The organism is Mesorhizobium atlanticum (assembly GCF_003289965.1).
GTDB lineage: Bacteria > Pseudomonadota > Alphaproteobacteria > Rhizobiales > Rhizobiaceae > Mesorhizobium > Mesorhizobium atlanticum.
Genome location: NZ_QMBQ01000003.1, coordinates 10,121 through 37,037, shown reverse-complemented (window position 1 = coordinate 37,037; position 26,917 = coordinate 10,121). Strand labels below are relative to the sequence as shown.

At 64.2% G+C, this 26,917-nt stretch carries 18 protein-coding genes and 1 pseudogene; 5 read left to right on the top strand and 14 right to left on the bottom strand.

From position 1 onward, the window contains the following. Window positions 1-46: 46 nt before the first annotated feature. Complete coding sequence (locus DPM35_RS09935; RefSeq protein WP_112127150.1) at window positions 47-892, top strand: SDR family oxidoreductase; 846 nt, start codon at window positions 47-49, stop codon at window positions 890-892. Then, a complete protein-coding gene (locus tag DPM35_RS09930) occupies window positions 889-1,611 on the top strand; it encodes an SDR family oxidoreductase (RefSeq protein WP_112127149.1) in 723 nt (240 codons plus the stop codon). The genes DPM35_RS09935 and DPM35_RS09930 overlap by 4 nt, the downstream gene beginning before the upstream one ends. A 33-nt stretch (window positions 1,612-1,644) precedes the next feature. Here the strand turns inward: DPM35_RS09930 and DPM35_RS09925 are convergent, their stop codons facing one another. The 6 genes from DPM35_RS09925 to DPM35_RS09900 form a co-directional block, all read right to left on the bottom strand. Continuing rightward, on the bottom strand, window positions 1,645-2,022 hold the full coding sequence (locus DPM35_RS09925; RefSeq protein ID WP_112127148.1) for a DoxX family protein: 378 nt from the start codon (window positions 2,020-2,022) through the stop codon (window positions 1,645-1,647). A 64-nt stretch (window positions 2,023-2,086) separates the two neighbouring features. After that, window positions 2,087-2,545, bottom strand: a complete 459-nt coding sequence (locus DPM35_RS09920; protein WP_112127147.1) for a carboxymuconolactone decarboxylase family protein — start codon at window positions 2,543-2,545, stop codon at window positions 2,087-2,089. Between the two features lie 30 nt (window positions 2,546-2,575). Further along, window positions 2,576-3,094, bottom strand: coding sequence for an RrF2 family transcriptional regulator (locus tag DPM35_RS09915; RefSeq protein WP_112127146.1), 519 nt, complete (start codon window positions 3,092-3,094; stop codon window positions 2,576-2,578). Between the two features lie 342 nt (window positions 3,095-3,436). Continuing rightward, a complete protein-coding gene (gene preA / locus DPM35_RS09910) occupies window positions 3,437-4,750 on the bottom strand; it encodes an NAD-dependent dihydropyrimidine dehydrogenase subunit PreA (RefSeq protein ID WP_112127145.1) in 1,314 nt (437 codons plus the stop codon). A gap of 2 nt (window positions 4,751-4,752) precedes the next feature. Beyond that, window positions 4,753-6,117: an NAD(P)-dependent oxidoreductase gene (locus DPM35_RS09905; protein ID WP_112127144.1), complete on the bottom strand. Its 1,365-nt coding sequence runs from the start codon at window positions 6,115-6,117 to the stop codon at window positions 4,753-4,755. A gap of 114 nt (window positions 6,118-6,231) precedes the next feature. Next, complete coding sequence (locus DPM35_RS09900) at window positions 6,232-6,966, bottom strand: gamma-glutamylcyclotransferase (RefSeq protein WP_112127143.1); 735 nt, start codon at window positions 6,964-6,966, stop codon at window positions 6,232-6,234. Between the two features lie 176 nt (window positions 6,967-7,142). On the opposite strand from DPM35_RS09900, the gene DPM35_RS09895 reads away from it, so the two are divergent. Beyond that, window positions 7,143-7,919, top strand: a complete 777-nt coding sequence (locus DPM35_RS09895; RefSeq protein ID WP_112127142.1) for a VOC family protein — start codon at window positions 7,143-7,145, stop codon at window positions 7,917-7,919. A gap of 83 nt (window positions 7,920-8,002) precedes the next feature. Here the strand turns inward: DPM35_RS09895 and DPM35_RS09890 are convergent, their stop codons facing one another. Then, window positions 8,003-8,506, bottom strand: coding sequence for a hypothetical protein (locus DPM35_RS09890; RefSeq protein ID WP_181592005.1), 504 nt, complete (start codon window positions 8,504-8,506; stop codon window positions 8,003-8,005). A 198-nt stretch (window positions 8,507-8,704) separates the two neighbouring features. Here DPM35_RS09890 and DPM35_RS09885 point away from each other — a divergent pair. Then, a pseudogene (locus DPM35_RS09885) lies at window positions 8,705-9,105 on the top strand (DoxX family protein). 184 nt (window positions 9,106-9,289) lie between these two features. On the opposite strand, the gene DPM35_RS09880 reads toward DPM35_RS09885, so the two are convergent. After that, the gene (locus DPM35_RS09880; protein WP_112127140.1) at window positions 9,290-11,716 is read right to left on the bottom strand and encodes a GcvT family protein; all 2,427 of its coding nucleotides are present in this window, start codon (window positions 11,714-11,716) and stop codon (window positions 9,290-9,292) included. A gap of 64 nt (window positions 11,717-11,780) precedes the next feature. Further along, on the bottom strand, window positions 11,781-13,319 hold the full coding sequence (locus DPM35_RS09875; RefSeq protein WP_112127139.1) for a trimethylamine methyltransferase family protein: 1,539 nt from the start codon (window positions 13,317-13,319) through the stop codon (window positions 11,781-11,783). A 210-nt stretch (window positions 13,320-13,529) separates the two neighbouring features. On the opposite strand from DPM35_RS09875, the gene DPM35_RS09870 reads away from it, so the two are divergent. Beyond that, entirely contained in the window at window positions 13,530-14,120 is a 591-nt protein-coding gene (locus DPM35_RS09870) for a transglycosylase SLT domain-containing protein (protein WP_041012174.1), read from the top strand. A gap of 13 nt (window positions 14,121-14,133) precedes the next feature. Here the strand turns inward: DPM35_RS09870 and DPM35_RS09865 are convergent, their stop codons facing one another. The 5 genes from DPM35_RS09865 to DPM35_RS09845 form a co-directional block, all read right to left on the bottom strand. Beyond that, window positions 14,134-16,455, bottom strand: coding sequence for a dipeptide ABC transporter ATP-binding protein (locus tag DPM35_RS09865; RefSeq protein ID WP_112127138.1), 2,322 nt, complete (start codon window positions 16,453-16,455; stop codon window positions 14,134-14,136). A gap of 52 nt (window positions 16,456-16,507) precedes the next feature. Next, window positions 16,508-17,665, bottom strand: coding sequence for an ABC transporter permease (locus tag DPM35_RS09860; protein ID WP_112127137.1), 1,158 nt, complete (start codon window positions 17,663-17,665; stop codon window positions 16,508-16,510). Between the two features lie 12 nt (window positions 17,666-17,677). Beyond that, window positions 17,678-18,712, bottom strand: coding sequence for an ABC transporter permease (locus tag DPM35_RS09855; protein ID WP_112127136.1), 1,035 nt, complete (start codon window positions 18,710-18,712; stop codon window positions 17,678-17,680). Between the two features lie 220 nt (window positions 18,713-18,932). Continuing rightward, window positions 18,933-20,585, bottom strand: coding sequence for an ABC transporter substrate-binding protein (locus DPM35_RS09850; RefSeq protein WP_112127135.1), 1,653 nt, complete (start codon window positions 20,583-20,585; stop codon window positions 18,933-18,935). 276 nt (window positions 20,586-20,861) lie between these two features. Next, complete coding sequence (locus DPM35_RS09845) at window positions 20,862-26,915, bottom strand: translocation/assembly module TamB domain-containing protein (RefSeq protein ID WP_112127134.1); 6,054 nt, start codon at window positions 26,913-26,915, stop codon at window positions 20,862-20,864. Between the last annotated feature and the right edge of the window lie 2 nt (window positions 26,916-26,917).

The window sequence follows — 26,917 nt, the reverse complement described above, 5'->3', positions numbered from 1 at the left end:
CCGTGTCCCATCTTTCCGTTCAGAGCAGCTCAAGGAGGCTCTGAACATGGAACCCAAGGACAAAACCATTCTCGTCACCGGCTCGACCGACGGCGTCGGCCGTGTGGTCGCCGAAAGGCTCGGCGCCGCCGGCGCCCGCGTGCTGGTGCATGGTCGCGACGCAGGCCGCGGCAAAGCGACAGTCGCCGCGATCGAGGCCAAGGGCGGCAAGGCGGAATTTCTCGGCGCCGACCTCGCTTCGCTTGCCGAAGTACGCCGCCTCGCCGAAGCCGTGCGCGCAAGGACCGATCGGCTCGATATCCTGATCAACAATGCCGGCGTCGGCACCGGCGGCCAGGGCGCGAAGCGGCAGGTCAGCGCCGACGGCTACGAGCTGCGCTTCGCCGTCAACTATCTCGCCGGCTTCCTGCTGACGTCGGAGCTTTTGCCTTTGCTCAAGGCAAGCGCGCCGGCGCGCATCGTCAACGTCGCCTCGGCCGGCCAGCAGGCAATCGACTTCGACGACATCATGCTGACGCATGGCTATAGCGGCGTGCGCGCCTACTGCCAGAGCAAGCTGGCGCAGATCCTGTTCACCGTCGATCTGGCGGAACAGCTCGAAGGCACCGGCATCACCGTCAACGCCTTGCATCCGGCAAGCTACATGGACACCACGATGGTCCGGCAGGCCGGCGTCACGCCATGGAGCTCGGTCGAAACCGGCGCCGACGCCATCCTCAACCTCGCGACATCGCCGGCACTCGAAGGGCGCAGCGGCCGCTATTTCGACGGCCAGCGGGAATCGCGCGCCGATGCACAGGCCTATGACGAAAAGGCCCGCCGCCGATTGCGGGCCTTGAGCCTCGAACTGATCGGTCACCCATCACCAACATCCAGGGAACAGCACTCATGAGCGAGACCATCCAACATTGCGTCATCATCGGCGGCTCGTCCGGCATCGGACTCGCCACGGCCAGGCGGCTTGTCGGCCCCGGCATGAAAGTCACGATCACCGGCCGCAACGAAGACAAGCTGAAAAGCGCCTGGAAGAGCCTCGACGGCACCGTCGGCAAAGCTGCCTTCGACGCCACCAAGCCGGATGAAGTCCGGCAGTTCTTCGAGCGCCTCGGGCCGTTCGATCACCTGGTTCTCGCCGCAAGCGGCGGCAAGGGGCTGGGACCGTTCGCGACGCTCGACCTCGCCGATATCGCCAGCGGCGTCGACGAAAAGATCCGGCCGCAATTGTCCTGCCTGCAGGCCGCTTTGCCGACCCTGAACAAGGCCGGATCGGTCACTTTCATCTCGGCCGTGTCGGCTCAAATTGCCGCGCCCGGTGTCGCCGGCATCGGCGCCATCAACGGCATGCTCTTGACCGTCGCGCCGATCCTGGCGGTCGAGCTGAAGCCGCTGCGCGTCAATGTCGTGGCGCCCGGCGTCATCGACACGCCCTGGTGGGATTTTCTTCCCGATGAGCAGCGGCAGGCGGTGTTTGCCGAATATGCCGGCAAGACACCGGTCGGCCGCATCGGCCGCGCCGAAGATGTTGCCGAGGCGATTGCCTTCCTGGTCTCCAACGGTTTCATGACCGGGCAGGTGCTGACCTGCGACGGCGGCTTGAGGTTCGCGGCCTAGCCCGGACGCCCGCGGCCGCGACAGCGCGGCCGTCTATATGCCCTTCGCGATCAGCGCCAGGAACCCGCCAGCCAAAGCAACATTGCTGACGACGCCGTTTATGCGGGACGTGCGATCCGCGCCCTGACGATCCCAGAAATTGTGAAACATCGGCGTCGCGACGATCAGGAACAGGATGAGAGCTGCCGCCGCAGGCGCGGTCCAAAGGCCGGCGATAACCAGCGCCCCGGCAACGACCTGCAAGACGATGCCCAGCCACAGAGCGAGCGTCGCCTGCGGCACGCCGCGCGCGGCCATCAGCGAGGCGACCAGCTTTCTGTTCTGGATGTTGCGCAGACCGGCAAAGAGGAAGGCGCCGCCAAGCAGCAGCCGGGAGATGATTAGAATCTCGTTCTGAAAATTCTCGAACATGTCGTTGTTCTTTCGCCGAAAAAAGACGTGGGCCGCTCAGCCGGCCCACGTCGCGGCCGCAAGATCAGGCGGCCTTTGCCTTTTCGACCGGGTGGACGGAGCGGAACGGTATGGCGAGGCGATTCCACACATTGATCATGCCAACCAGCACGGTCAGCTTCACAAGTTCCTCCTCGGAAAAATGCTCCAGCGTGGCGGCATAGAGATCGTCCGGAACGCCGTTGCCGGAAATGTTGGTCACCGCCTCGGTCCAGGCAAATGCCGCCCTCTCGCGCTCGGAAAACAGCGGCGATTCCTTCCAAGCCGCGACCAGATAGAGGCGCTGCTCGGTCTCGCCGTCGCGCCTTGCCTCACGGCTGTGCATGTCGACGCAGTAGGAGCAGCCATTGATCTGCGAAGCCCTGAGCTTTACCAGATGGATCAGGCTGGCCTCCAGCCCGCTCTCCTCGACAGCCGTGTTGAGCTCGGTCACTGCCTTCATGAGAGCCGGCGCCTTGGCATAAAATTGAAGTCTCTGTTTCATCGTCTTTGCCTTTCCACATTGTCTGGCGGGTTAAGTCTGTTTGGATGAAGCGGGTTTCTGCGGCCGCTGGTGGCGCTCGACGAAGGCGCAGCTCGCGGCATAGGATCGCGGATCGCCTTCGGCCGCATACTCCGCCACGATGTCGGACAGCTTCACTTCGGCAAGCGCCGCCCGATAGGCGCGCTCCGCCTTGAGCATCGCGGCATTGATGCCGCAGGGTTTGACATAAGCCGACGCATCGATCTTGACCGGGCCGCGCTGGCGAATTTCGCCGCATCGGAACGCAGGCTCCCTGCCCTCGACGGCCAGCACGATATCCAGCAGCGTGATCAGCTCCGCCGCTCGCGCCAGCCGGTAGCCGCCCGCCGGTCCCGGCACCGATTCAAGAATCCGCGCCGCCGTGAGCTGGTTGAGATGCTTCAAAAGATAACTCGGCGACAGCCCAAAACACTCCGCGAGCGCCGCGCCCGGCATGGTGCTGTTGCCATCCACGCTGGCCAACGTCGCTGCGCAGTGAATGGCCGCTTCGACGCCATCGCCTAGCTTCATAGCCTCGGTCTCCAATTCATAGATATCTTTTATCCTGGATAGCCTTTATCCGCAATAGGGAAATGAAAATTCCCGACCATTCGCAACGGCAATGTGAGGAAGAACGGCGCCTTCGCAGGACTTGGGTTCCTCGCACCCCGCAAAGCGGGGGGAGAGGTGGCCCGGCGAAGCCGGGACGGAGAGGGGGACGCCCTCTGCGAAGCCAAAACCGGTCAGGGACTAGGCGCAAGAAAGATACAGACAGTATGGGGCCTCAGCGGTGTCCAGCCGCCGGGTGGCCCCTCTCCGGCCCGGCTTTTGCCGGGCCACCTCTCCCACTCTCGTGGGGCGAGGAACCCAAGCTTATTCCGCCGCCACCTTGGCCATCGGATTGTTGGGGTGCGTCGTCCAGTTGGCGTAGATCGGCGACACCGGCTTGCCGGTGCGCTGGTCCACGACGCCGGCCGCCAGCGGCTCCATGGTGATACAGCCTTCGACCGGGCAGACATTGACGCAGAGATTGCAGCCGACGCATTCGGCCTCGATCACCTCGAAATGCCGAACGCCGTCGACCATGTTGGTGATCGCCTGGTGCGAGGTGTCCTCGCAGGCGATGTGGCAACGGCCGCATTTGATGCAGGCGTCCTGGTCGATATGCGCCTTGGCGACGTAGTTGAGGTTGAGATACTGCCAGTCGGTGACGTTGGGCGTGGCGCGGCCGATGATGTCGGAGAGCGAGGCGTGGCCCTTCTCGTCCATCCAGTTTTCCAGGCCGGCGATCATCTCCTGCACGATCTTGAAGCCATAGGTCATGGCCGCCGTGCAGACCTGCACATTCCCGGCGCCGAGCGCCATGAATTCCGCAGCGTCGCGCCAGGTGGTGATGCCGCCGATGCCGGAGATCGGCAGGCCGTGCGTTTCGGGATCACGGGCGATCTCGGCCACCATGTTCATGGCGATCGGCTTCACCGCCGGGCCGCAATAGCCGCCATGCGAGCCCTTGCCGTCGATGGTCGGCTGCGGCGCGAAACTGTCGAGATCGACGCCGGTGATCGAGTTGATGGTGTTGATCAGCGACACCGCGTCGGTGCCGCCGGCCTTGGCCGCGCGGGCAGGCTTGCGGATGTCGGTGATGTTGGGCGTCAGCTTGGTGATGACGGGCATGCGCGTATACTGCTTGCACCACCGCACCACCATCTCGATATATTCCGGCACCTGGCCGACCGCCGAGCCCATGCCGCGCTCGCTCATGCCGTGCGGGCAGCCGAAATTGAGCTCGATGCCGTCGGCGCCGGTCTCCTCGACCAGCGGCAGGATCGCCTTCCAGCTTTCCTCCACGCAAGGCACCATGATCGAGGCGATCAGCGCCCGATCCGGCCAGTTCATCTTCACCTGCTTCATCTCGCGCAGATTGGTCTGCAGGTCGCGGTCGGTGATCAGCTCGATGTTGTTCAGGCCAAGCAGCCTGCGGTCGGCGCCCCAGATCGCGCCGTAGCGCGGGCCGTTGACGTTGACGACCGGCGGGCCCTCTTCGCCCAGCGTCTTCCATACCACGCCGCCCCAGCCGGCCTTGAAGGCGCGCTCGACATTGTAGGCCTTGTCGGTCGGCGGCGCCGAGGCCAGCCAGAACGGATTTGGCGACTTGATGCCGATGAAATTGTTGCGGATGTCTGCCATGCTCATGCCCTCCCGTTAGAGGTCAGTGCCCGGTGGATGCTCTCGGCGGCGTCGCGCCCCTGCGCTACCGCCGAGACAGTCAAATCGTCACCCCCGAAGATGCAATCGCCGCCCGCCCAGACTTTTGCCAGCGAGGTGCGGCCTTCGGCATCGACCTTGATGCGGCCGCCTTCGAGCTCGATCGCCTCCGCGCTGCCGTTGAGATGCGCCGGCACAAAGCTCTGGCCGATCGCCTTGAACACCTGGTCGGCGACGAGCGTGAGCCGTTCGCCGGTGCCGGCCAGCTTGTCGCCGCTCATCGCGGTGTATTCGAGCTCGATCCCGGAGACCTTGCCGTTCTCGGCAATCACGCGCTTCGGCTGCAGCCAGTGGCGGATGGTGACGCCGTTGGCGGCGGCCAGATCCTGCTCGAAGCCGGAGGCGTTCATGTGCTCCTGACCGCGCCGGTAGCAGATCGTCACTTCTTCCGCGCCGAGCAGCTTCGACTGCACCGCGGCATCGATCGCCGTCATGCCGCCGCCGATGACGACGACGCGCCGGCCGACCGGCAGGCTGGAGAGGTCACTAGCCTGGCGAAGCTCGGCGATGAATTCGACCGCATTGGCGACACCGTCGGCGTCTTCGCCGTCGGCGCGCAGTGCGTTGACACCGCCAAGGCCGAGGCCAAGAAAGACCGCATCGTAGTTGCGCATCAGGTCGGCCAGTTGGAAGTCGCGGCCGAGCGCCTTACCGTTCTGGATGTCGATGCCGCCGATCGCGGTGACGTAGTCGACCTCGGCCTGGGCGAAATCGTCGACGCTCTTATAGGCGGCGATGCCATATTCGTTGAGGCCGCCGGCCTTCGGCCGCGCCTCCAGGATCGTCACCTCATGGCCGTGACGGGCAAGGCGATGCGCCGCCGCCAGCCCTGCCGGCCCGGCGCCGACCACGGCAATGCTCTTGCCCGTCGCTTCGGCGCGCTTGTAGAACTGCTTGCCCTCGCTCATCGCCACATCGGTGGCGTAGCGCTGCAGCCGGCCGATCTGCACCGGCTTGCCTTCGGCCACCTCGCGCACGCAGACCTCTTCGCACAGCGTCTCGGTCGGGCAAACGCGGGCGCACATGCCGCCGAGGATGTTCTGGTCGAAGATGGTCTTGGCCGAGCCCAGCGGATTGCCGGTGGCGATCTGGCGGATGAACAGCGGGATGTCGATCGAGGTCGGGCACGCATTCATGCACGGCGCGTCGTAGCAGAAATAGCAGCGATCGGATTCGACCAGCGCCTCGTGGTGATCGAGCGGCGGATGCAGGTCGGAAAAATTGTCGGCATATTGCTCGGAAGACAGCCGGCCGCCGGCAATGCCTTCGATGAAATGACCAGTCGCCATTCCAGTTCCCCTTGTTGTCGTTTTGGGGAAGGCTAGCACGTTTTATTTTTTTATCAATTGGTCAATTTTCGGCCAAGCCGCTGAAATGGTTGAGCAAAAACATGACAAATGAAGTCATGTTATGGCCACCTCGATAAGCTCTGCGGTGTCGTGGCCTGTGACCCTGTGGCTGTGGATCGACCGTATCTCGTCCGCCACCAATTCCTGCAGCCGCCACAGATTGCGGTCATGGATGCCGAAGGTCTCGAGATGGCTGACGGTGTTGTAGAGATATTCCGCACCCGAGCCGACATGGCCGCAGGCGCGCGCCAGCACCCAAGCCACCTTCTCCAGCGGCTGCCCGAGCGACGTCCCCCTGCCTTTTACGCCGACCCAGAAGCCCAGCGCCCGCACCCGACCTCGCGCCGTCCGCACCGGAACCCATCTGACGGAAGCGACGCTCTCGTGATCGTCGATCTCGCGTCGCAGCAGCCTCTCGATCTGGGCCGGCTTTTCGCCGTCCGGCAGGCGGTAGATGACGCCGTCGCAACGCCCGCCGCGTTCCAGAGCCATCATCAGCCCCGGCTGCGCGGCGCTGCCCCGCCAGCGCACCATGTCGAGACAGAAGGAGCGATGCCAGCCATGCGCCGAGGCGCGCTGCTGCTCGACGGACTCGAAGGCCGGTTTCCAGATCAGCGAGCCATAGGCGAACACCCACAGTGGCCCTTCGTCGGCCTCGCCGGCGAGACGCGCAGCGAGCGCGCCGAAATCGTCGTCGCTGAGCTGGGTCCACTCCCCGCTCGGACCGGGATCGATCTCGTCTCGATGGCAGAGCGCGACAAGCTCAGGCGTGAGCGACATTCGACGCATGGAAAGCAAGCCCCTCTTTGACGGCAGCAAAGTCGAAAAGCGCTGGCTATGCAAGATCAGCGGAGCGCGGCGCCTTGCCTCCCGAGATTTTCGGCCCATGTCGGATTTCTGTCGCCAGGATCGTCCTAGGATGGATCGAACCGCGATCGCTGCCTGAACCGGTGAGGAGACCGACCATGCCGAAATCCCCGCAACCTTTCTTCTGGTACGAACTGATGACCACCGACCTCGACGCCGCCGAGGCTTTCTACACGGCCGTGGTCGGCTGGAAGGCCGAGCCTTTCGACAAGGCGCCCGGCATGCCCCGCTACATCGTGGTCAATTCCGCCGTGCGCGGTGTCGGCGGATTGATGACCATGCCGGAAGAACCCGCCAAGATGGGCATGCCGCCGGCCTGGATGGGCTATATCTACACCCAGGATGTAGACGCCTCGACGCAGGCGCTCAAGGACGCCGGCGGTGCGGTGCACCGCGCGCCCGACGACATTCCGGGCGTCGGCCGCTTCGCCGTCGTTGCCGACCCGCAAGGCGCGGCCTTCATGTTCCTGCAGCCCAACCAGCCCGACCAGCCGCCTGTGCCGGCAACCACGCTTGGCCATGTCGGCTGGCATGAGCTCTATACGTCGGACTGGAAAGCCGCCTTCGATTTCTACTCCACCCAATTCGGTTGGACGAGCGCCGGCGAGTTCGACATGGGCGAGATGGGTATCTACAAAACCTTCGGCGCCGGCCCTGAATCCGGCGGCGGCATCATGAACAAACCGCCGCAGATTCCGGTTCCGGTCTGGCAGTTCTATTTCAACGTCGACGCCATCGACGCCGCCGCCAGGCGCGTCACCGACAATGGCGGCAAGGTCATCATGGGACCGATGGACGTGCCGAGCGGCCAGTGGATCATCCAGTGCCAGGATCCGCAAGGCGCGCATTTCGCCTTGCTGGCACCGGCGCGGTAGAAGCTGCCAATCTCCCCCCTTGTGGGGGAGATGTCCGGCAGGACAGAGGGGGGCGCTGTCCCGCCAGCGTTATCCATTTGGCGTCACTCCGGCGTCAGCACCGCCAGCTTCAGATCGGCCTTTTTCGCGCCGCTGACCTGGATGATCGCGGCGCCGCCCGCGAGCTTGAAGCGCACGCTCTTGCGGATGCCCGGGCAGGTCTTGACGCCGCTGAAAGCGGCCGATTTCACGGTCTTGCCGTCCTGCACGACATCGACCCAGGCCTCATCGGACAGGCTGAGCTGCAGATCGCCTTCCGGCGGCACGGTCACGTTTGCAGTCGCGCCGAAGGTGCCGGCTGCCGGCGCACGCTGCGGCGGCACCTGAAAGGGGACCGTATCGACCGCCGCGAGCGTGAGATCCACCGCTTCCCCGACCGTCAGCGTGGCGCCCGACTGCGCGGCGGGGGCCTCCGGAAACAGCGCCTGCTCGCGTTCAACCGGCCATTTGAAGGCATCGCAGCCGGTGTCGGCGGCCATGGCGAAGCTGGTGCCAGCAAGGATTGCGAAGAGGCCGATAACGACTTTTCTCATGACTAATTTTCTCATGACTAAGGAGACTCGCTTGGTTTGATCCGTCATGCCCTTAATACAACCATAAGGATACATATGCAACCAATGCGAGAAGAAATATCGGGGATTGAAACCATTTCGGCTCACCGATTGTTGATGGCAGGCCAAGGGAAGTGAGTGGTCCGTTGGCGGGCGGTAATTTAAGGCCGGCACCGGGGGCAAATGGAGTTTTGCATGAAGCTTTTCGAAAGCCTTGCCCAGTACCGGCCCCAGGCGTTGGGTGTGCTGCGCATCATGACGGCGCTGCAGTTCATCGAGCTCACGGGACCCAGAAACTGTTCAATTTTCCTCCCGGCGCCCATGCCGAGGCCCTGACAGGGATTGCGCTGACGTCCGGGATCCTTGAGTTTGCCGGCGGCGTGCTACTCGCGCTGGGGCTCTTCACGCGCCCGGTGGCGTTTCTGCTCTGCGGCGAGATGGCGGTCGCCTATTTCATGGCGCATTTCCCGCGCGACTTCTTCCCGGCCAACAACGGCGGCGACGCAGCCATACTGTTCTGCTTCGTCTTCCTCTATCTGTTCTTTGCCGGTCCGGGCGCCTTCGCGGTGGACAATCGTGAGAGCGCCAGGGCCTGATGGCGAGGAGCGCGTCAGGAGGCATTTTGTTTTGACGCAATTCCGGACGGAAAAACGCTTCGCACTTTTCCTGGAATTGCTCCAAAGCATGTCTCCCGAAAGTGGGAACCGGTTTCGGGATAAAGACATGCGTAAGATCAAAACCTAAAGCGCATGGAGCGAGTCGGAAGGATCGCGACGCGCTTTAGCCGCGCATCCGCTCGAAATTGGCGTCGAACAGCGGCGCCGCCTGGATGCGCGCCGCATGGCGCTTGCCGAGGATCTCGATCTCGAAACCGTCCGGTCTGTCGGCGATCTCCTTCGGCACATAGCCCATGGCGACCGACATCTTCGAATTGTGCGCATAACCGCCGGACGTGACCCAGCCGCGCACGGCGCCATCATGCCAGATCGCCTCGTCGCCGATGACGTCGGCATCGCTGGCGTCGACGATGAAGCTGCGCAGCCGAAGCTTGCCGCCCTCCCTGCGCTCCGCGAGCGCGGCCTCCTTGCCGATGAAATCGGCATCCTTGCCATAGGCGACGAAGCGGTCGAGCCCGGCCTCTAGCGGGCCATAGATCGGCCGGTATTCGCGCGCCCATGAGCCGTAGTTCTTCTCGAGCCTGAGCGCATTCAGCGCGCGCGAGCCGAACAGGCCGATGCCAAACTCTCCTCCGGCCGCCGTCAGCGCCTGGTAGGCGGCGCGCTGGTATTCCGGCGCCACCCAGATCTCGTAGCCAAGATCGCCCGTATAGCTCACGCGTCCGACAAGGCACGGCGCCATGCCGATGTCCATCCTGGCGATTGCCATGAAGGGGAACGCCGCGTTGGAAACATCAGCGCGGGTGACCTTGGCCAGCACCTCCCTCGCCTTCGGCCCGGCAATCGCGAGACCGGAAAGCTTCTGTCCCAGCGCCTCGATCCGCACCGAACCATCCTTGGGCAGATGCGCCTCGAACCAGCGCATGTGGTATTGCTCGGCGATGCCTGAGCCGGCGATGAACCACTCGCTGTCGTCGATATTGGCTAAAGTGAAATCGCCGATCAGTCTGCCGTCATCCTTCAGCATCGGCGCCAGCGTCATGCGGCCGCGCCTTGGCAGCTTGCAGGCGAACATGCGGTCGAGCCATCCAGCCGCGTCCTCGCCCGTCACCTTGTATTTGGCGAAGTTCGAGATTTCCGACAGGCCGACGCCGTCGCGCACCGCCGCGACTTCCTTGGCGACATGGTCGAAGTCGGTAGAGCGCCGCCAGGAGAACTCATCCTTGACGCCTTCCGGCGCATACCAGAGCGGCACTTCGAGCCCATAGGATATGCCCCATTGCGCGCCCCTGACGGCTAGCGTGTCGTAGAGAGGCGTCGTCTTGAGCGGACGCCCTGCCGGCAGCTCCTCGTTCGGGAAGCGGATCGAGAAACGCCGCGAATAATTCTCGCGCACCTTGGCGTTGGTGTAGGCCATCGTCGCCCAGTCGCCATAGCGCGCCACGTCCATCGCCCAGATGTCGGCGCCGGGATCGCCCTCGATCATCCAGTTGGAGAGCGCGAGGCCGACGCCGCCACCCTGGCTGAAGCCGGCCATGACGCCGCAGGCGACCCAGAAGCCCGGCAGGCCACGCACAGGGCCGACCAGCGGATTGCCGTCGGGCGCGAAGGTGAAGGGACCGTTGATGATCTGCTTGATGCCGGTCTTCTGGAAGGCCGGGAAGTGACGAAAGCCGACTTCCAGCGACGGCGCGATGCGGTCGATGTCCGGCTCCAGCAGCTCATGGCCGAAGTTCCAAGGTGTGGTGAACTCCGACCACACCTTGTTGGCCTTCTCATAGGTGCCCATCAGCATGCCGCCGCGCTCCTGGCGCAGATAGAGCTCGCCGTCGAAGTCGACGGCGTGGATGATCTCGGTGCCAGTCTTCTTGTTCCAGTCGGCGACCTCCGGCATGTCCTCGGTGATCAGGTACATGTGCTCCATCGCCAGCACCGGCAGCTCTAGCCCGACCATGCGGCCGACCTCGCGCGCCCACAGGCCACCGGCATTAACGACATGCTCGGCGATGATATCGCCCTTGTTGGTGATGACGCGCCACAACCCATCGGGGCGGCGCACGATGTCCTCGACCTTGGTAAAGCGTTCCACTTCCGCACCAAGTTTCCGCGCAGCCTTGGCATACGCATGCGTGACACCGGACGGGTCGAGATGGCCGTCCTCCTTGTTGCGCACCGCGCCGACGAACTGGCTGGGATCGATGAGCGGCATCAATTCCGCCGCTTCCCTCGCCGAGATCACTTCGAGGTCGATGCCGAGATAGCGGCCCTTCGACACCACGCCGCGCAGCCAGTCGAGCCGCGCCTCGGTCGCGGCCAGAAGCACACCGCCCGTGAGATGCACGCCGGTCGCTTGGCCGGAAAGCTCCTCGATCTCCTTGTAGAGCGAGATCGTGTATTTCTGCAGCTTGGCGACGTTGGGATCGCCATTGATCGTGTGCATGCCGCCGGCGGCATGCCAGGTCGAACCGGAAGTCAGCTCGTCGCGCTCCAGAAGCACGACGTCGGTCCAGCCGTGGCGGGCGAGATGGAACAGCACCGAGCATCCGACGACACCGCCGCCGATGACCACCACCTTTGCATGCGACTTCATGGGTTTTTCTCGTTGGTTCAGTGAGTTGAGAGATTGAAATGATTCAGGATGGGAAGCCGTTCCCTCACGGCTCGCCTGGCCCGATCGCTTCCTTGCGGCGCGCCATATAGGCTTCGAGCGCCTCGCGCACGGCTGGGTCCATGGCCGGCTGGACATATTCCTCCAGCGCCTTCTTCCACAGCCGCGTCGCGCGCGCAGTCGTGTCGAGCGCCCCGGCTTCCTGCCAGGCCTCGTAGTTCTGCCAGTTGGAAAGCATCGGCTGGTAGAAGGCGGTGGCGTAACGCTCCAGCGTGTGCGGCTCGCCGAAGAAATGGCCCCCTGTCGGCACCGCGCCCAGCGCCTCGACCGCGAGTTCCGCCTCGTCGACAACGATTGGCCGCAGGAATTCCATCATGTGCTGGATCATCTCGACATCGATGATGAGTTTTTCGAACGAAGCCGTCAGTCCGCCCTCCTGCCAGCCGGCGGCATGATAGACAAGATTGCCGTGGCCGAGCACCGCGCCCCACAGCGCCATCATCGTCTCATAGGCGCCCTGCGCATCGGCTGCATTGGAGGCCGAGCCCGGCGTGGTGCGGTAGGGCAAGTTGTAGCGCCGCGCCAACTGCCCGGAAGCGATATTGGCCTTGGTGTTTTCCGGCGTGCCGAAGGCCGGCGCGCCCGACTTCATGTCGACATTGGAGGTGAAGGCGCCATACATCACCGGCGCGCCGGGACGCACCAATTGCGTCAGCACGATGCCGAACAGCGCCTCGGCATTCTGCTGCGCCAAAGCACCTGCAAGTGTCACCGGGCTCATCGCGCCCATCAGCGTGAACGGCGTCACCGCTACCGATTGGCCGTATTCGGCCATCGTCATCAGCCCCTCCGCCATCATCTCGTCGAAGCGGCGCGGCGAGTTGACCGAGATGATGGTGGTGACGCCGGGGTCCTGCGCCATCTCATGCAGCGTCAGCCCGCGCGCGATGGCCATCATCTCGATGCCGTCCAGCGCCCTGCCCCGCCCGATCGCCGAGACATGGAAGCATTTGTCGGTCAGCGTCAGATTGGCGAAATAAGTGTCCATATGCCTTGTGTTTGCCGGCAGCTCGATCGGCGCGCAGACCTGGTTGCCGAGCATATGGATGCAGTTGAAATGCTGGGCGAGCCGCACGAGGTCCGAATAGTCGGCGAGGTTGCCGGCGCGGCGGCCCCGCTCCATGTCGTGCACATTGGGCGGGCCGGCCACCAGCGTGAAGTTGATCGTGCTGCCGCCGAGATGGATGGCTCGAGCGGGATTGCGCGGAGTAAGCGTGTAGTTGCTGCGCGTCGACGTCAACGCGTCCTCGACCATGCTCCGGTCGATGCGCACATTCATCGACCCGTGATCGACCTTGGCGCCGGCGCGCTCGAACAGCGACAGCGCCCGAGGGCTCATCACCTCGATGCCGAAATTCTCCAGGATGTGCATCGAGGCCTGGTGGATGGCCTCGATCTGGTCGGCCGACAGCAGCGCCATCGGCGGATAAGGATTCTCCACTCGCCGCAGGGGGAGTTGCGGAATGGCGGCCGGTCCCCGATTGCTGGTGCGCTCGGCGCCGCGCTTGCGTCTTGGTTCGCTCATGCGCGCATCAGAGCGCCGGCATCCCATGCGAGCTGTCAGGAATTCGCCATTTGCCGGCGTGATTTTAGCCTAGGCGGCATTTTTCAAAATCGATGAAAACAATAGCGACGCAGATGGTCGGAATATCGATACTGGATTTTCGCGCCTCCCTCATCAGCGTTAAGGAAGACGGCAAGACTCCTTTTATGATTTCGGCCTATTCGTCTCCCGATGCGTAGGTCGAGTTTTAGTAAAATTGTCGCTGTTTCCGTGCTGCTGGCGCTGTCGGCCTGCGCGACGGCGCCCAGCCACATCAACAATGTCTGCGCCGTCTTCGACCAGAATGACGGCTGGTTCGACAACTGGCAGTCCGCCGCCGAGCGCACGGAGCAGAAATACGGCATTCCCGTTCCCGTGCTGATGGCGACGGTGCGCAAGGAATCCGGCTTCAAGAGCAATGCCCGCCCGCCGCGCACAAAGCTGCTCGGCTTCATCCCGTGGACGCATGTCTCGAGCGCCACAGGCTACTCGCAGGCGCTCGACGGTACCTGGTCGCAATATCAAAGCGAGACCGGCAACTGGGCGGCGCGCCGCACGCGCTTCGCCGACGCCATCGATTTCGTCGGCTGGTACCACTCCAAGACCGCCGACACGTTTGGTGTCGCCCGCAACGACACTTACAATCTCTATCTGGCCTATTATCTCGGCTGGACCGCCTATGGCCGCGGCAATCGCGGCGACGCCGGTGTTCAAAGTTACGCACGCGCCACCGACCAGATGGCCCGCGACTACGCAGCGCAGCTAAGGCAATGCGGCAGTTGAGACCCGCCCTGGGTTAGTGCCGCCTTGTCGTGTCCTTCGGCCTTGCGACACCCGTTTCCGAATCCTCGTCGCGCACTTCATGGCGACGGGCCTTGAGCACCGCGTCGTTCTCTTCGACGCCGTCTCCGGTCGCGTCGGCTTCCGCACTGGCATTTTTGCCGTCCGGACGCTGCGGCGGTGAACCGGCAAAACCCGGCCCCTTGCCGTGCGGCGCATCATCCGGCACGCCTTCATGCGCGGCGTGCTCCTTGTCGAACTTGATGACCGGCTCCATCTTGGCGAGCACGTCGTCCGAAAGCCAGCACAGGCTCGTGTGGCCGCCGCCGAGATTCTTCACCGGCGGCACCTTCGTCTCGCACAGATTGTCCGGCACCAGCTTCTTGTAGCCGCAGCGCGTCTGGAACGGACAACCGGTCGGCGGGTTCATGGCCGACGGGATGTCGCCCTCGAGCACGATGTGCTTCTTGACCACGCTGGTATCGGCGATCGGGATCGCCGACAGCAGCGCCTCGGTATAGGGGTGGTAGGGCGGCGAGAAGATCTGGTCGGTCGTGCCCTGCTCGACGATATAGCCGAGATACATGACGACGACGCGGTCGGCGATGTAACGCACCACCGACAGATCGTGGCTGATGAAGAGCATCGTCGTCTTGTTTTTGCGCTGAATGTCCATCAGCAGTTCGGTCACCGCCGCCTGCACGGAGACGTCCAGCGCCGAGACCGGCTCGTCGGCCACCACCACCTTGGCGTCGCCGGCGAAGGCGCGCGCGACACCGATGCGCTGCTTCTGGCCGCCCGAAAGCTGGCGCGGCTTGCGGGTTTCGAACGCCCGCGGCAGCTTCACCAGATCGAGCAGTTCCAGCATGCGCTGGCGCCGTTCGGCAACATTCTTGCCGACATTGAACTTTTCCAGCGTGCGGATGATCTGCGAGCCGACGCTGTGGCTGGGATTCAGCGTATCGAACGGGTTCTGGAACACCATCTGGATCGACGACACGGTGTCGACGCCGCGGCTCTCGATACCCGTCGATTGGATTTCCTTGTTGGCCAAAGTCACGGTGCCGGAGCTGGCGGTCTCGAGGCCGAGCAGGACCTTGGCCAGCGTCGACTTTCCGCAACCGGACTCGCCGACGATCGCCACCGTCTCGGATTCGCGCGCGGTGAACGAGATGGTCTCATTGGCCTTGACGACGCGGCCTTCGCTGGAGCCGAACACCTCGCTGCCGCCAACCTTGTAGTATTTCTTGAGGTCCTGGATCTTCAGCACCGGCGCGCCTGGCTCGACCTTCTCGTTGACCTTCTTGGCGCCGGGCGGCAGCGCCTCCCAGTCGATCTCGTTGAAGCGCACGCAGCGCGAGAAATGCCCCTCATGGCCCTCGACCGGGACCATCGGGATTTCCGCCGCGTTGCAGACGCCCTCGACGAAATGGTGGCAGCGCGGCCCGAAATTGCATCCCTTCGGCCGTTCATGCGGCAGCGGCAACTGTCCAGGAATCGAGATCAGCGGCCGCGAGTTCTTGTCGGCGCCGGGCAGCGGGATCGAGCGGAACAGCCCCTGCGTATAGGGATGGCGCATCCGGTCGAACACGTCCTCGATCTTGCCGGTCTCGACCGCCTCGCCGGAATACATCACCGTGATCTTGTCGCAGGTTTCCAGAATGAGGCCGAGATTGTGCGACACGAAAATCATCGAGGTGCCGAACTTCTCGCCCAGGCCCTTGACCAGCTCGACGATGCCGGCTTCGACGGTGACGTCGAGCGCGGTGGTCGGCTCGTCAAGCAGCAAGAGCGCCGGCTTCGACAGCAGCGCCATGGCGATGACGATGCGCTGCTGCTGGCCGCCCGACAGCTGGTGCGGATAGGAGCGCATCATGCGCTCGGGATCGGGCAGCTTCACCGCCCGCACCATCTCCAGCGCCCTGTTGTAGGCCTCCTCCTTCGACACCTTGTCGTGGATCAGCGGCACTTCCATCAGCTGCTGTCCGATCTTCATCGCCGGATTGAGGCTCGCCATCGGCTCCTGGTAGATCATGGCGATCTTGTTGCCGCGGATGGCGCGCAATTCCTCGTCGGACATCTCGCCCATGTCCCTGCCCTGGAACTTGATGCGTCCGCCGACGATCTTCCCGATGTTGGAGAGGTCGCGCATGATGCCGAGCGACACGGTCGACTTGCCGCAGCCGGACTCGCCGACGATGCCCATCGCCTCCCCGGGCATCACCGTGCAGGAAAAATCCATCACGGCCGGGATCTCGCCCTTGCGGGTGAAGAAGGAGATCGAGAGGTTCTCGATCTCGATGATTGGTTGAGCCGGATTTCGAACTGCCTCGTTCATGGGTCGCTCCAATCCTAAATTGTTCCAGCAGCTAGGGCCTGAACCCTCGCCATCAATCCTTCATCGACTGTTCGCGCAGCGAGTCCGCCAAAAGGTTCAGCCCCAGCACGAACGACATCAGGGCGATCGTCGGCGGCAGCGCCGGATGGATGAAGGAACGCAAAAGCCGGCTGGCGTCCTTGATCGCCGTGCCCCAGTCGGGGCTTTCCGGCGCCAGGCCCAGGCCGAAATAGCCGAGCGTTCCGAGCAGGATCGTCGTGTAGCCGATGCGCAGGCAGGCATCGACGATCAGCGGACCGCGCGCATTGGGCAGGATCTCCCACAGCATGATGTACCAGGGTGATTCACCGCGCGTCTGCGCCGCCGCCACATAGTCGCGCGTCTTGATGTCCATGGTCAGCCCGCGCACGATGCGGAACACGCCCGGGCTGGAGGCGAACACCACCGCCACGAAGATGTTGAGCTGGTTCGGATCGATGTGGACGATGTGCAGCGGGTCCTTGTCGAAGACCAGGCCGACATAGATCCAGCCGCCGAGGACAAGCGTGATGCCGAGCAGGATATAGAGCCGGTCCGGCCGGTTCTTGAACCGCGTCCAGAACAGGACGCTGAAGAAGATGATCGGGAACAGGAAGAACAGCCCCGCCATCGCATAGGGGATCGGCGTGTCCATGATGCCCGGTGTCACCAAGAGGTAGAACAACAGGATCACCGGGAAAGCCAGCACCAGATTGGCGAGGAAGGACAGCAGCGTGTCGATCCTGCCGCCATAGTAACCGGCCGGCAGGCCGAGCGTGATGCCGACCATCAGCGCGAAGCCGGTGGCGGCCGGCGCGATGATCAGCACGATCTGGCTGCCATAGACCATGCGCGAGAACACGTCGCGGGCGAGCTTGTCGCCGCCGAAATAATAGATCAGCTTGGACGTCGGCTCGACCGCGCCGGGCAGCGCGTCCTTCATGATCGAGACCTGCGCCAGTGGATCGAAAGGCGAGATCGTCGAGGCGAAGATCGCCGTGAACAGCCAGAACAGGCAGATGAAGACGCCGGCGATGCCGACGCCGCTGTCGAAGAGCTGGCCGTAAAGGCCAAGCCGCTTCTTATAGGCAAAGCTGACGCCCATCACCAGGATCAACGCGATCCATACCGGCCAGAAACGCCAAAGCACGCCGACAACGATGTCGAAGGCATTGATATACTCGGTCTGCATCGGCCCTGCCCCTTATTGAACCCTGATGCGCGGATTGAGGAACGCGTAGCCGACATCGGAGATGAGCTGGGTGATCAAGACGATGAACACCGAAACCAGCGAGCAGCCGAGCAGAAGGTCGATGTCGTTGTTGCCGGCAGCCTCGACCAGCGTGTAGCCGAACCCCTGGTACCGGAACATCACCTCGACGATGACGACGCCGGTGAGCAGCCAGGGAAACTGCAGCATGATGACGGTAAACGGCGCGATCAAAGCGTTGCGCAGCGCATGCTTGACGACCACGCTGCCGAAGGACAGACCCTTGAGGCGGGCAGTGCGGATATATTGCTGCGTCATCACCTCCACCATCGAGGCGCGCGTCATGCGCGCGATATAGCCGATGCCGTAGATGGCCAGCGTCATCACCGGCAGGGTGAAATTGTAGAAGGTGAGGCCCTGGCTCGCCGAGGCCGCCGAGCCGTTCAGCCAGCCCAGCCAAGATGCGAAGATGACGGTGAAGATGACGCCAGACACATATTCGGGCGTCGCCGTCGAGGCGATCGAGGCGACAGACAGCGTGCGGTCGGTGCGCGAGCCCTCGCGCATGCCGGCAAGGATGCCGATCAGCAGCGAGATCGGCACCATCACCGCCAGAACCCAGAACATCAACAAGCCTGTGGCGCCGAGCGCCGGAAAGAGCTTCGCCGCGACGGTCGTCTTGAACTTTGTCGAGCAGCCGAAGTCGCCCTGCAACACGCCGGAGAATTTCGGCTCCGTCGGATCGTTGCAGAAGGAGAAGCGCTGCGCCGGCTTTCCGGTCGCCGGGTCGGTGATCGGCTGCTTGGGGAGAACCCCTAACCATTGGCCATAGCGCACGAAGAAGTTCTGGCGGTAGCCATGGTTGACCAGCCAGCTTTCCAGCTGTTCGGCGGAGGTGTGCATTTCGGTCTGGCTGATCGCCAGCTTCTTCAGATTGGGACCGAGATTAATCAGGAAGAAAACGATCAAGGTCAGGCACAGCATCGTCAGCGCCATGGTGCCGAGACGTCTCAGGATGAAAGAAAGCATGGCGGACCCCTGCCGATGGGTTGGGGAACCTGATTGCGCGACCACGCCGCCCGCGATGCGGAGCAAGCCGGCAAACAGACCTTCGAATGCAATCAACCTAGTTTATTGCATGACCACCTTCGACGAGTCCGCAAATTTTTCGCTGCAGCGGCTCTCCGGTCCCGGGTCACGCGAGGAAGGGGACAAAGGGGCCGAGCGCCCCTTTGTCCGTTCGTTCCGATCAGGCCTGTTCCAGCCAGACCTTGCCGTAGTCATGCTCGTAGGTCGGATGCATCTTGTAGTTCTGCACCGCCTTGGTGGAGTGGCTGTAGAGCTTGCGCCAGTATGGCTGGATGATGATGCCGGCATCCTGCAGGATCTGCTCGATGTCCTTCATCATCTCCTTGCGCTTGGCCGCGTCGGCGACGGCAAGCGCGGCGTTGAGCTTGGTATCCCAGTCGGGATTCGACCAGGCGGTCTCGTTCCAGGCTTCACCGGTGCGGTAGCCGATCGCAAGAACCTGCACGCCGAGCGGCCGCATGTTCCAGTTGGTCATCGACAGCGGATATTTCGTCCAGTCGTTCCAGAAGGTCGAGCCAGGCAGAACCGTGCGCTTGACCTTGATGCCGGCGTCGCGCAGCTGAGCGGCGATCGCATCGCCGGTGTTCTTGTGCCAGTCCTCGTCGACCGTGATCAGCTCGTGCTCGAAATCGGCCTGGCCGGCTTCCGCCATCAGGGCCTTGGCCTTGGCGGCGTCGCGCTTGATCTTCGGCAGTTCGAAATACTCCGGATGGATCGGGCTGACGTGATGGTTCTCGGCCGGCGTGCCGGCATTGCCGTAACCGAGCTGCAGGACGACGGCGTTGTCGACGCCGAGCTGCAGAGCCTGACGAACCTTCTGGTTGTCGTAGGGCTTGTTGTTGACATTGGTGCGGCAGACAATGGTGGCGGCCGTCACCACCTCGGATTTGACCAAGTCCATGCCGTCAAGGATCGAGACATAGTCGGCCGAGGTCTCGAAATTGGTGTGCACTTCACCAGCCTCGAAGGCGCTGACCATGGCGCCCGGATCGGTGCCGTAGTCGATGAACTCGATGCCGTCGAGGAACACCTCGCCGTCCCACCACTTGTTGTCTGCGCGGCGCTTGTAGACGACCTTCTGGCCGACGTCGTAGGACACCAGCTCGAACGGGCCGGTGCCGATCGGGCAGGCTTTGAAATCGCCGCCCTTCTCGTCGAAGCTCTTGTGAACGATCAGGGCCGGATAGTCGCACATGTTGGGGATCAGCGCGATGTCCGGCTTGCCGAGTTTTAGCTTGACGGTCATGTCGTCGACCTTGGTCACGGCGCTCTCGTCGAGCTTGTCGTCCTTGACCAGCGTGCCGAGGCGGCCGGGCATCGAGTTGCCTTCGGCCTTCTTGTCGCCCCAGCGCTTGAGGTTGAAGATCACGTCGTCGGCAGTGAAAGCATCGCCGTTCGACCAGGTCACGCCCTTGCGTACGTGCAGCGTGTACTCGGTCGCGTCATCGTTGACGTCCCAGCTTTCCAGGAGATAGGGGCGGAACGTGTAGTCGGTGGTGTACTTGACCAGCGGCTCGAGCGCCTGGCGCTCGGCATTGGCGATTTCCGACCAGTCGGCCTTGCGCGGATCCTTCGGATCCTTGACCCACTGCGCGACCTTCAGTGTGCCGCCCTTCTTGCCCTGCACGTCGTCAGCTCTTGCCGGGGTCGGATCGGCCAGACCGATCAGCCCGTAGGCCATCGCCGTGGACGCTCCGAAAACGCTGGCGAGCGCCAGGAATTCGCGACGATCCACCTTTCCCGCCTTGGCTTCTTCGGCCATTTTCAGGATGTGATCCGGAACGCGATCACCGTTGCTTGTATAGATTGCCATGACTTACTCCCATTGTTGGCTTTCCGCCTTGTAACATTCCGCATCCAGACCGTGATGTCAAAACACGGTGTGAAGTGGGAACATGTTAGGGAATGTGCATCTTTGAGTGCAACCCGGTTCGCGCGATAGCGACAGTCTTGACGCAAATTTGTTAGCGCGATGCGGATTCCCGAAAAAATCGCCGCGGGCGATTAAATCAATACATTTGATAAGGATAGGAGCCCCGCGCCGACGGCCGATGCCCGGTTCGCCAGGCCCGGGGAGGCCGGCGCAACCTCAATATTCGCGTTCGTAAAAGACGCCACCCTTTGCTTCGCCGGCGTCGTTGGCCTCGCCGCGCAGCTTAACCCCCTTCCCGACATTGAGGTCGATCGTCGCCTTGCCGGAGCCAGGCTTGTCGCCCTTCTGTATGGTCACATAAGTGCGGTCGTTGAGGTACTTGCCGGCCGAAACCGCGGTACCACCCTTCTCGTCCGTCGTCACGTCGAGATCGTCGACGCCGATGGCGCTTTGCAGGTTCTCGAGCAGCGAGGTCGAACCGCCGACGCCTGCCAGTTGCGCGGCGGCGCTCGCAAGTTGCGCGATCTGCAGCGGCGACAGCTTGGACATGGATTGACCGAAGATGAGCTGTGCCAGGATCTCGTCCTGGGGCAGCGCCGGCACGGAGGAGAAGGTGAACTTCGGATTGGTTGCCTCCCCCGAGACGGCGACCGTGACCGTGGCGGTGCTCGTCGTCGTGGTCGCCGTCATGTTCAGATAGGGCACCAGTGAACCCTGGAACCCGATCGTGCCCTCGGTGAAGGTGAGGCGCTTGGAAAGGATGATCAGCCGTCCGCGCTGCAGGGTGAAGGTGCCGATCGCCCGCGGCGCCGAAGCCGGGCCTGTCAGCTTCAGCGAGCCGCCGAGTTCGGCATCGACGCCCCTGCCCTGGATGAAAATCTGGTTCGGCGCGTTCACCGTCACGTCGAGCGTCAGGCCGCTGCCGCTGTTGCTGCCGCCGCCGGACGTCGCCGGGCGCAGCGCCTTGTCCTGCGCCCGCACGGACGCCGGCGCGTTCTTGTGCTTCACATCCAGCGCCGAGAGCGACCCCGGCAGCTTTTCCGGGACGGTGATGACCGTCCTCGCCAGGTTGATTGTGCCGGCGATCACCGGCGCCGAGACCAGCGGCCCCTTGACGGTCAGGTCGCCGCCGAGATTGGCGGTCACCACCCGGCCGTCAGTATAGCGGCCGTCGGTGAGCTTGATCGACAGATCGGCCGGGAAGCCCTGCGCCGGCGTGATGCCCACGGTGCCGCTCGCCGACAGGCTGCCGCGCGTCGACAGCGTTCCGGTCAGGCGGTTGATCCTGGCAACGCCGCCGCCGATCGAGACGTCGGCGGCGACATCGTTCACCGCCAGGCCGGAGCGCGCATCGATGAGCCGCGCGCCGGATGTCGTGACTTTGCCGCTGATAACCGGCGCGGATGCAGGACCACGCACCTGCACATCGACATTGGCGGTGCCGTTGAGCGCCAGCCCTTGCGCGGCGAGCTTTGCAGCCAGGAAGGAGAACGGCACCTTGCCGCTAAAGTCGAGCGCCAAGGTTGGCGAGCCTGCCGTCGTCACCGAGCCGCCACCCTTGAGGCCGAGGCCGGCGCCGTCGCTGATGTTGGCGTCGAAGGCGAGCTTGTTGCCGGCAAAAGTGCCGGATGACGACACATTCATGCCGCCAAGCCCGGCGCCGCGCGTTTGCGAGGTCTGCACACCGGAAGCATCCATCTTGAAGGCCACCGACGGGCTGGCCGGCGCGCCGGTGACCTTGACCGTGCCCGAAATCGAGCCGGCCGCGGCGAGGCCCGGCGAGAAACTGTTGGCGAGCGAGATCGGCACCCTCGCGAGATTGGCGTTGATGTCGAGCGCCTGCGCGACCTTGCCCGTGACCGTCGCCGTGCCGCCGCCGAGGTTGAGCACCAGCCGGTCGAGCGTCGTCACGCCATTGGCGATGGTCACGGTCGAGGCCTGGGCGATCGCGGCCTTGATGCCTTGCACCGTCGCCTGGCCCGAGGCGAGCTCAATGGTCGTCGTGCCGTTCGCCACTTTCACGCGACCGGCCGCCTTGGCCGGAATGTTCTTGACGGTGGCGCCGCCGGAAAAACCGGTCCAGTCACCGTCGCGCTTGAGATCGACATCGATGCCGGTGATGGCGGTGCCGCCAGAAGTCACGCTCTCGGCCCGCACCGTGCCTTGAATGACCGGCGCCGCCATATAGTTCGCAATCTGCGCATCGATGGCGACGTTCTTCGCGGAGAGATCGCCGCGCTTGATCTGCGAGGTGTTCGCCTTGACCGCGACATTCGGCCCGCTGGCCGGTTTGGTAAAGGCGATCGTGCCGCGCACATTGCCCTCGGCCTTTTCCAGCGCGAGCGCGGCCAGTGGCCCGATATCGGGCAGGTCGAGTGAAACCGTGCCGACCGGCACGAAGGCGTCGTCGAGCACGAGATCGCCGGAGATCTTGTTCGGGCCGAGCGACAGCAGAAGCCCGTTGATCGCGCGGCTGCCATTGGTCGTGGCGAGCACCGCGCTGCCTTGCAAATTCTGCCCGGCGACATTGCCGGTGAGCTGCACATTGGCCGCCGGATTGGCCGCATCGGCCTTGCCGCTGGCCGCCAGCTTCAAGCCGGTAATCTCGCGCGCCGCCACGAGGAGACGGTCGCTGTCCACCGTTATCGACAGGTCGGGCGCGGTGACCGGGCCTTGCGCGTTGAGGGCAAAAGCGATGGCGCCCTTGGCGTCTTTCGAGAGTCCCGAAACGTCGCTCAATGCGCCGCGGATCCCGGCGGCCAGCTTGCCGTCGGCAAGGCTCGCCTGCCCATCGGCGCTGAGCGCCCCCGAATTGAGCTTCAGCCCTTCGACATTGACATTGCCATTGGCATCGCGTTTCAGCGCACCGCTCAACTGCGCGGTCTCGCCAAGCATGCCGCGCACCGCCGCCGGCAAGGCGGAAGAAACGACATCGGCCTTCATATTGAGGTCGACGGCGCCGTCGCCCAGCGATATCCGGCCGGCGACCTGGCTATTGAGCGCATCGCTGGTCAGCGAACCGCTGTTGACGGCGACGGCATCGGGAGCCAGTCGGCCGTTGACCTTCGCTGTGACCTTGCCGGCAATCAGCGGCGCGATCATCGGATTGTCGAGGCCAATCCTGTCCACCGAGACCGTGCCGGAAACCGTACCCGCCCGCCCCTTGAGGTCGAAGGCATCCGAATGCAGCGCCAGGGTGAGACCGTCCACCTTCGCCTGGCTGGCGGCGATGGAAGGCAGGATTGCGGACACATCGAGCCGCGCTTGCGTGCTTTCGCCCGCCATCTTTGCCGACAAGGACTGAACCGCGATCTTGACCGGGCTTTCGGCGCTGCCGACCGTCAAAGGCAGGCTGGCCCCCGACGAGGTAAGATCGAGGGAGAAGTCGCTGGCTCCATTGGGATTGAGGGTGCCGGCAGCCTTGCCTGAAATCCCTTCGCCCGACAGCGTGGCGTGGTCCAGGGCGACGCCGCCCGCCAGCGTGTAGCTGCCGGCAGCGTCCAGATCCAGCGGCCCGAGCCCCGCCTGCCGGGTCTGGCTGGTCTCGGCGCCCGCCACCTTCGCGTTGAACTGCACGTCGGGGTTGGACGATGGACCCGTGACATGTGCCGTGCCCTCCACCGTTCCGGCTCCGTCGAGGCCAGGCACGAAATCATTGGCGAGCGCCGCCGGGAGGTTGGCGAGGCTTGCCGTCAGGTCCAAGGTCTGGCCGGCGCTGCCGGAAACCGTCGCTGAGCCGCCGCCGAGATTGAGCGCGAGCTTCTCGATTGCAGTCACGCCATTGGCGATGGAGAGGCTGGAAGGCTCGGCGATGGCCGCCTTGATGCCGCGCACCGTCGCCTCGCCGGACGTGATTTCCACGCTCGTCGTGCCGTTGGCGATCTTCACCCGCCCGGTGGCGGTGGCCGGAATGCCGGACGCCGTGGCGCCGCCGGCAAAGTTCGTCCAGTCGCCGTCGCGCTTCAAATCGATGCCGATGCCGCTGATGACCGTGCTGCCGGAGGTCATATTGTCGGCCTTGATCGTGCCCGAGATCGCCGGCCCTTTCAGGTAGTTGGCGATCAGCGCGTTGACGGTGATGGCTTTCGCCGCCAGATCGCCCCGCGCGATCGACGTGCTGGCCGCGTCGATGGTAACGGTCGGCGCCTCGCCCTCCTTGGAGAAGGCGATCGTGCCGTTGATGTCGCCGGTGGCAGTCTGGTTTGCCAGCGCCGCCAGCGGGCCGATGTCGGGCACGGCAAGCGTCAGCGTGCCGAGCGGTAGGAACTTGTCGTCGAGCGCGAGATCGCCCGACACCTTGTTGTCGCCGAGCGCCAGGCTGAGCCCCTTGATCGAGCGCTTGCCGTCGGCGGTCACCAGCGAAGCCTCGATGTCGAGCGCCTGCCCCTCGGCATTGCCGGTCAACGAGAGGTCGGCTGTGGGATTGGCGACATCGGCCTTGCCCTTGGCCGAGAGCTTGATGTCCTTCACCGTGCGGCCCGCCGCCGTCAGGCTGGCGCTGTCGGCCGACACCGTGAAATCCGGCGCAAGGCGCGGTCCGCTTGCGCTCAGCGCGAAATTGATTCCACCGGCGAGCGGCGTGCCGGCGAGCGACGACAGCGGCGAGACGTCGCCCAGCGTACCCTTGACGCTGGCCTGGAGGTCCGTTCCCTGCATGCTGCCGGTGCCGCTGGCGCTGAGCGAGCCGGAGCTGATCTCCAGCGAGTTGGCGGCGAACGCGCCTTGCGGATCGCGCGTGGCGGTGGCCGAGAATTTCACGCGCTCGCCGAGCAGCGAGCCGATCTGCGGCGGCAACGCCTTGGAGACGGCATCGGCATTCATCTTCAGCGTCATCGACAGATCGGCCAGCGCCACATTTGCCGTCAGCCCGGCATTGAGCGCATCGCTGCGCAAGGTGCCCTTGTCGATGGCGACGGTCTCGCGGCTGATCGTGCCGGAAAGATCCGCCGCGAGCTTGCCGGTCACCAGCGGCGCCAATGTGGCGACGTCTGTCTTCAGCCCGGCGGCGGCGAGCTTGATGCTGACCGGTCCGCTGCGGTTTTCGATGTCGAAGCCGTCGGAATGGATCTCGCCCGTAATGTTGTTGAGCTGGGTGCCGCCGACGGCGACCGAGGTGAGCGACGTGCCGATATCGACCATCGGCGCCTTGCCGTCGCCGAAGGCCCGCACCGTGGCCTTTTCGACCGCGACCAGGATCGGAACGGCGCTGTTGCCGACATCGACGGTGACGGGCTTGTCCTTGGCGGAGAGCTCCACCGCCAGGTCGCTGGCGCCCTTCGGATCGACATTGCCGGTCGCGGCGCCGTGCACCGAGTCGCTCTCGATGGTGGCCTGCTCGATATCGATCCCACCCGATGCGGTCGCGGTGCCGGCGAGGTCGAAGCTAGTCTTGCCGGCAAACAGCGCCTTTATCTTCTCCGGCAGGAACCCTTCGAACTCGCCATCGCCCTTGGCCTCGATGCGGTGGCCCTTGTCGGTCAGCTGGTGCCGGCCGGTCAGCTGGCTGACGATCCGGCCGTCGACCATGAAGGTACCGACGCCGCTCCAGTTGGCCAAAGGCCCGCTGCCGGAAACGACGATGTTGACGGATGGCGCATCCGGCAGCTTGAGCAGATTGGCGATGATGCCGCCGGACGGCTCCGACGCCTTGAGATCGAGGTCGAGCTTGTTGTCGGCCGGCGCAAAATGGATCTTGGCGTCGACATTGCCTTGCTTGCCGTCATGGCGGGAGACATTGAGCACGCTCTCGATCGCCAGCGGCGACGGATCGGCCTTAAATGAGCCCTTGGCGGCCAGTTCGGCGATCCCGCTGCCGGCAAGCTCCTGGCCCAGCGCGATCTCCGGCAGGTCGATCTGCTTCACCTCGATCGACACCGGCAGGCTGGACGAGCCGCCCTGCGACGGCTGCTGGCTCGGCTGCGGCAGCCGCGCCAGCTCGATCCGCTCGGCGGCGAAGCGGTCGGCATTGAAATTCCGGGAGAGCAGCGCCGTCGGCGACCAGTCGAGCGCCACCCTGCGCGCCACCATCCAGGGGCCCGCGCGATCTTCCAGCACGACATGGTCGACCCTGAGCGCGCCCGACCAGATGCCTTCGATGCCGGCGACCGTCACCTTGCGGTCCTCGCTCGAAGCCAGCTTCGAGATCAGGCCGGCGAGGTTCTGGCGGCCGCCTTCGGTGCCGGTCAGGACGACCAGCGCGCCGATCGCCACCACCAGCAGGATGAGCAGCGCGTAGATAACAATGCGAAGGATGCGCCAGAAAATCTTCATCG

Coding starts and splice junctions, on each gene's coding strand:
- DPM35_RS09935 (WP_112127150.1), top strand. CDS start 47: ATGGAACCCAAGGACAAAACCATTCTCGTCACCGGCTCGACCGACGGC.
- DPM35_RS09930 (WP_112127149.1), top strand. CDS start 889: ATGAGCGAGACCATCCAACATTGCGTCATCATCGGCGGCTCGTCCGGC.
- DPM35_RS09925 (WP_112127148.1), bottom strand. CDS start 2,022: ATGTTCGAGAATTTTCAGAACGAGATTCTAATCATCTCCCGGCTGCTG.
- DPM35_RS09920 (WP_112127147.1), bottom strand. CDS start 2,545: ATGAAACAGAGACTTCAATTTTATGCCAAGGCGCCGGCTCTCATGAAG.
- DPM35_RS09915 (WP_112127146.1), bottom strand. CDS start 3,094: ATGAAGCTAGGCGATGGCGTCGAAGCGGCCATTCACTGCGCAGCGACG.
- preA (WP_112127145.1), bottom strand. CDS start 4,750: ATGGCAGACATCCGCAACAATTTCATCGGCATCAAGTCGCCAAATCCG.
- DPM35_RS09905 (WP_112127144.1), bottom strand. CDS start 6,117: ATGGCGACTGGTCATTTCATCGAAGGCATTGCCGGCGGCCGGCTGTCT.
- DPM35_RS09900 (WP_112127143.1), bottom strand. CDS start 6,966: ATGCGTCGAATGTCGCTCACGCCTGAGCTTGTCGCGCTCTGCCATCGA.
- DPM35_RS09895 (WP_112127142.1), top strand. CDS start 7,143: ATGCCGAAATCCCCGCAACCTTTCTTCTGGTACGAACTGATGACCACC.
- DPM35_RS09890 (WP_181592005.1), bottom strand. CDS start 8,506: ATGAGAAAATTAGTCATGAGAAAAGTCGTTATCGGCCTCTTCGCAATC.
- DPM35_RS09880 (WP_112127140.1), bottom strand. CDS start 11,716: ATGAAGTCGCATGCAAAGGTGGTGGTCATCGGCGGCGGTGTCGTCGGA.
- DPM35_RS09875 (WP_112127139.1), bottom strand. CDS start 13,319: ATGAGCGAACCAAGACGCAAGCGCGGCGCCGAGCGCACCAGCAATCGG.
- DPM35_RS09870 (WP_041012174.1), top strand. CDS start 13,530: ATGCGTAGGTCGAGTTTTAGTAAAATTGTCGCTGTTTCCGTGCTGCTG.
- DPM35_RS09865 (WP_112127138.1), bottom strand. CDS start 16,455: ATGAACGAGGCAGTTCGAAATCCGGCTCAACCAATCATCGAGATCGAG.
- DPM35_RS09860 (WP_112127137.1), bottom strand. CDS start 17,665: ATGCAGACCGAGTATATCAATGCCTTCGACATCGTTGTCGGCGTGCTT.
- DPM35_RS09855 (WP_112127136.1), bottom strand. CDS start 18,712: ATGCTTTCTTTCATCCTGAGACGTCTCGGCACCATGGCGCTGACGATG.
- DPM35_RS09850 (WP_112127135.1), bottom strand. CDS start 20,585: ATGGCAATCTATACAAGCAACGGTGATCGCGTTCCGGATCACATCCTG.
- DPM35_RS09845 (WP_112127134.1), bottom strand. CDS start 26,915: ATGAAGATTTTCTGGCGCATCCTTCGCATTGTTATCTACGCGCTGCTC.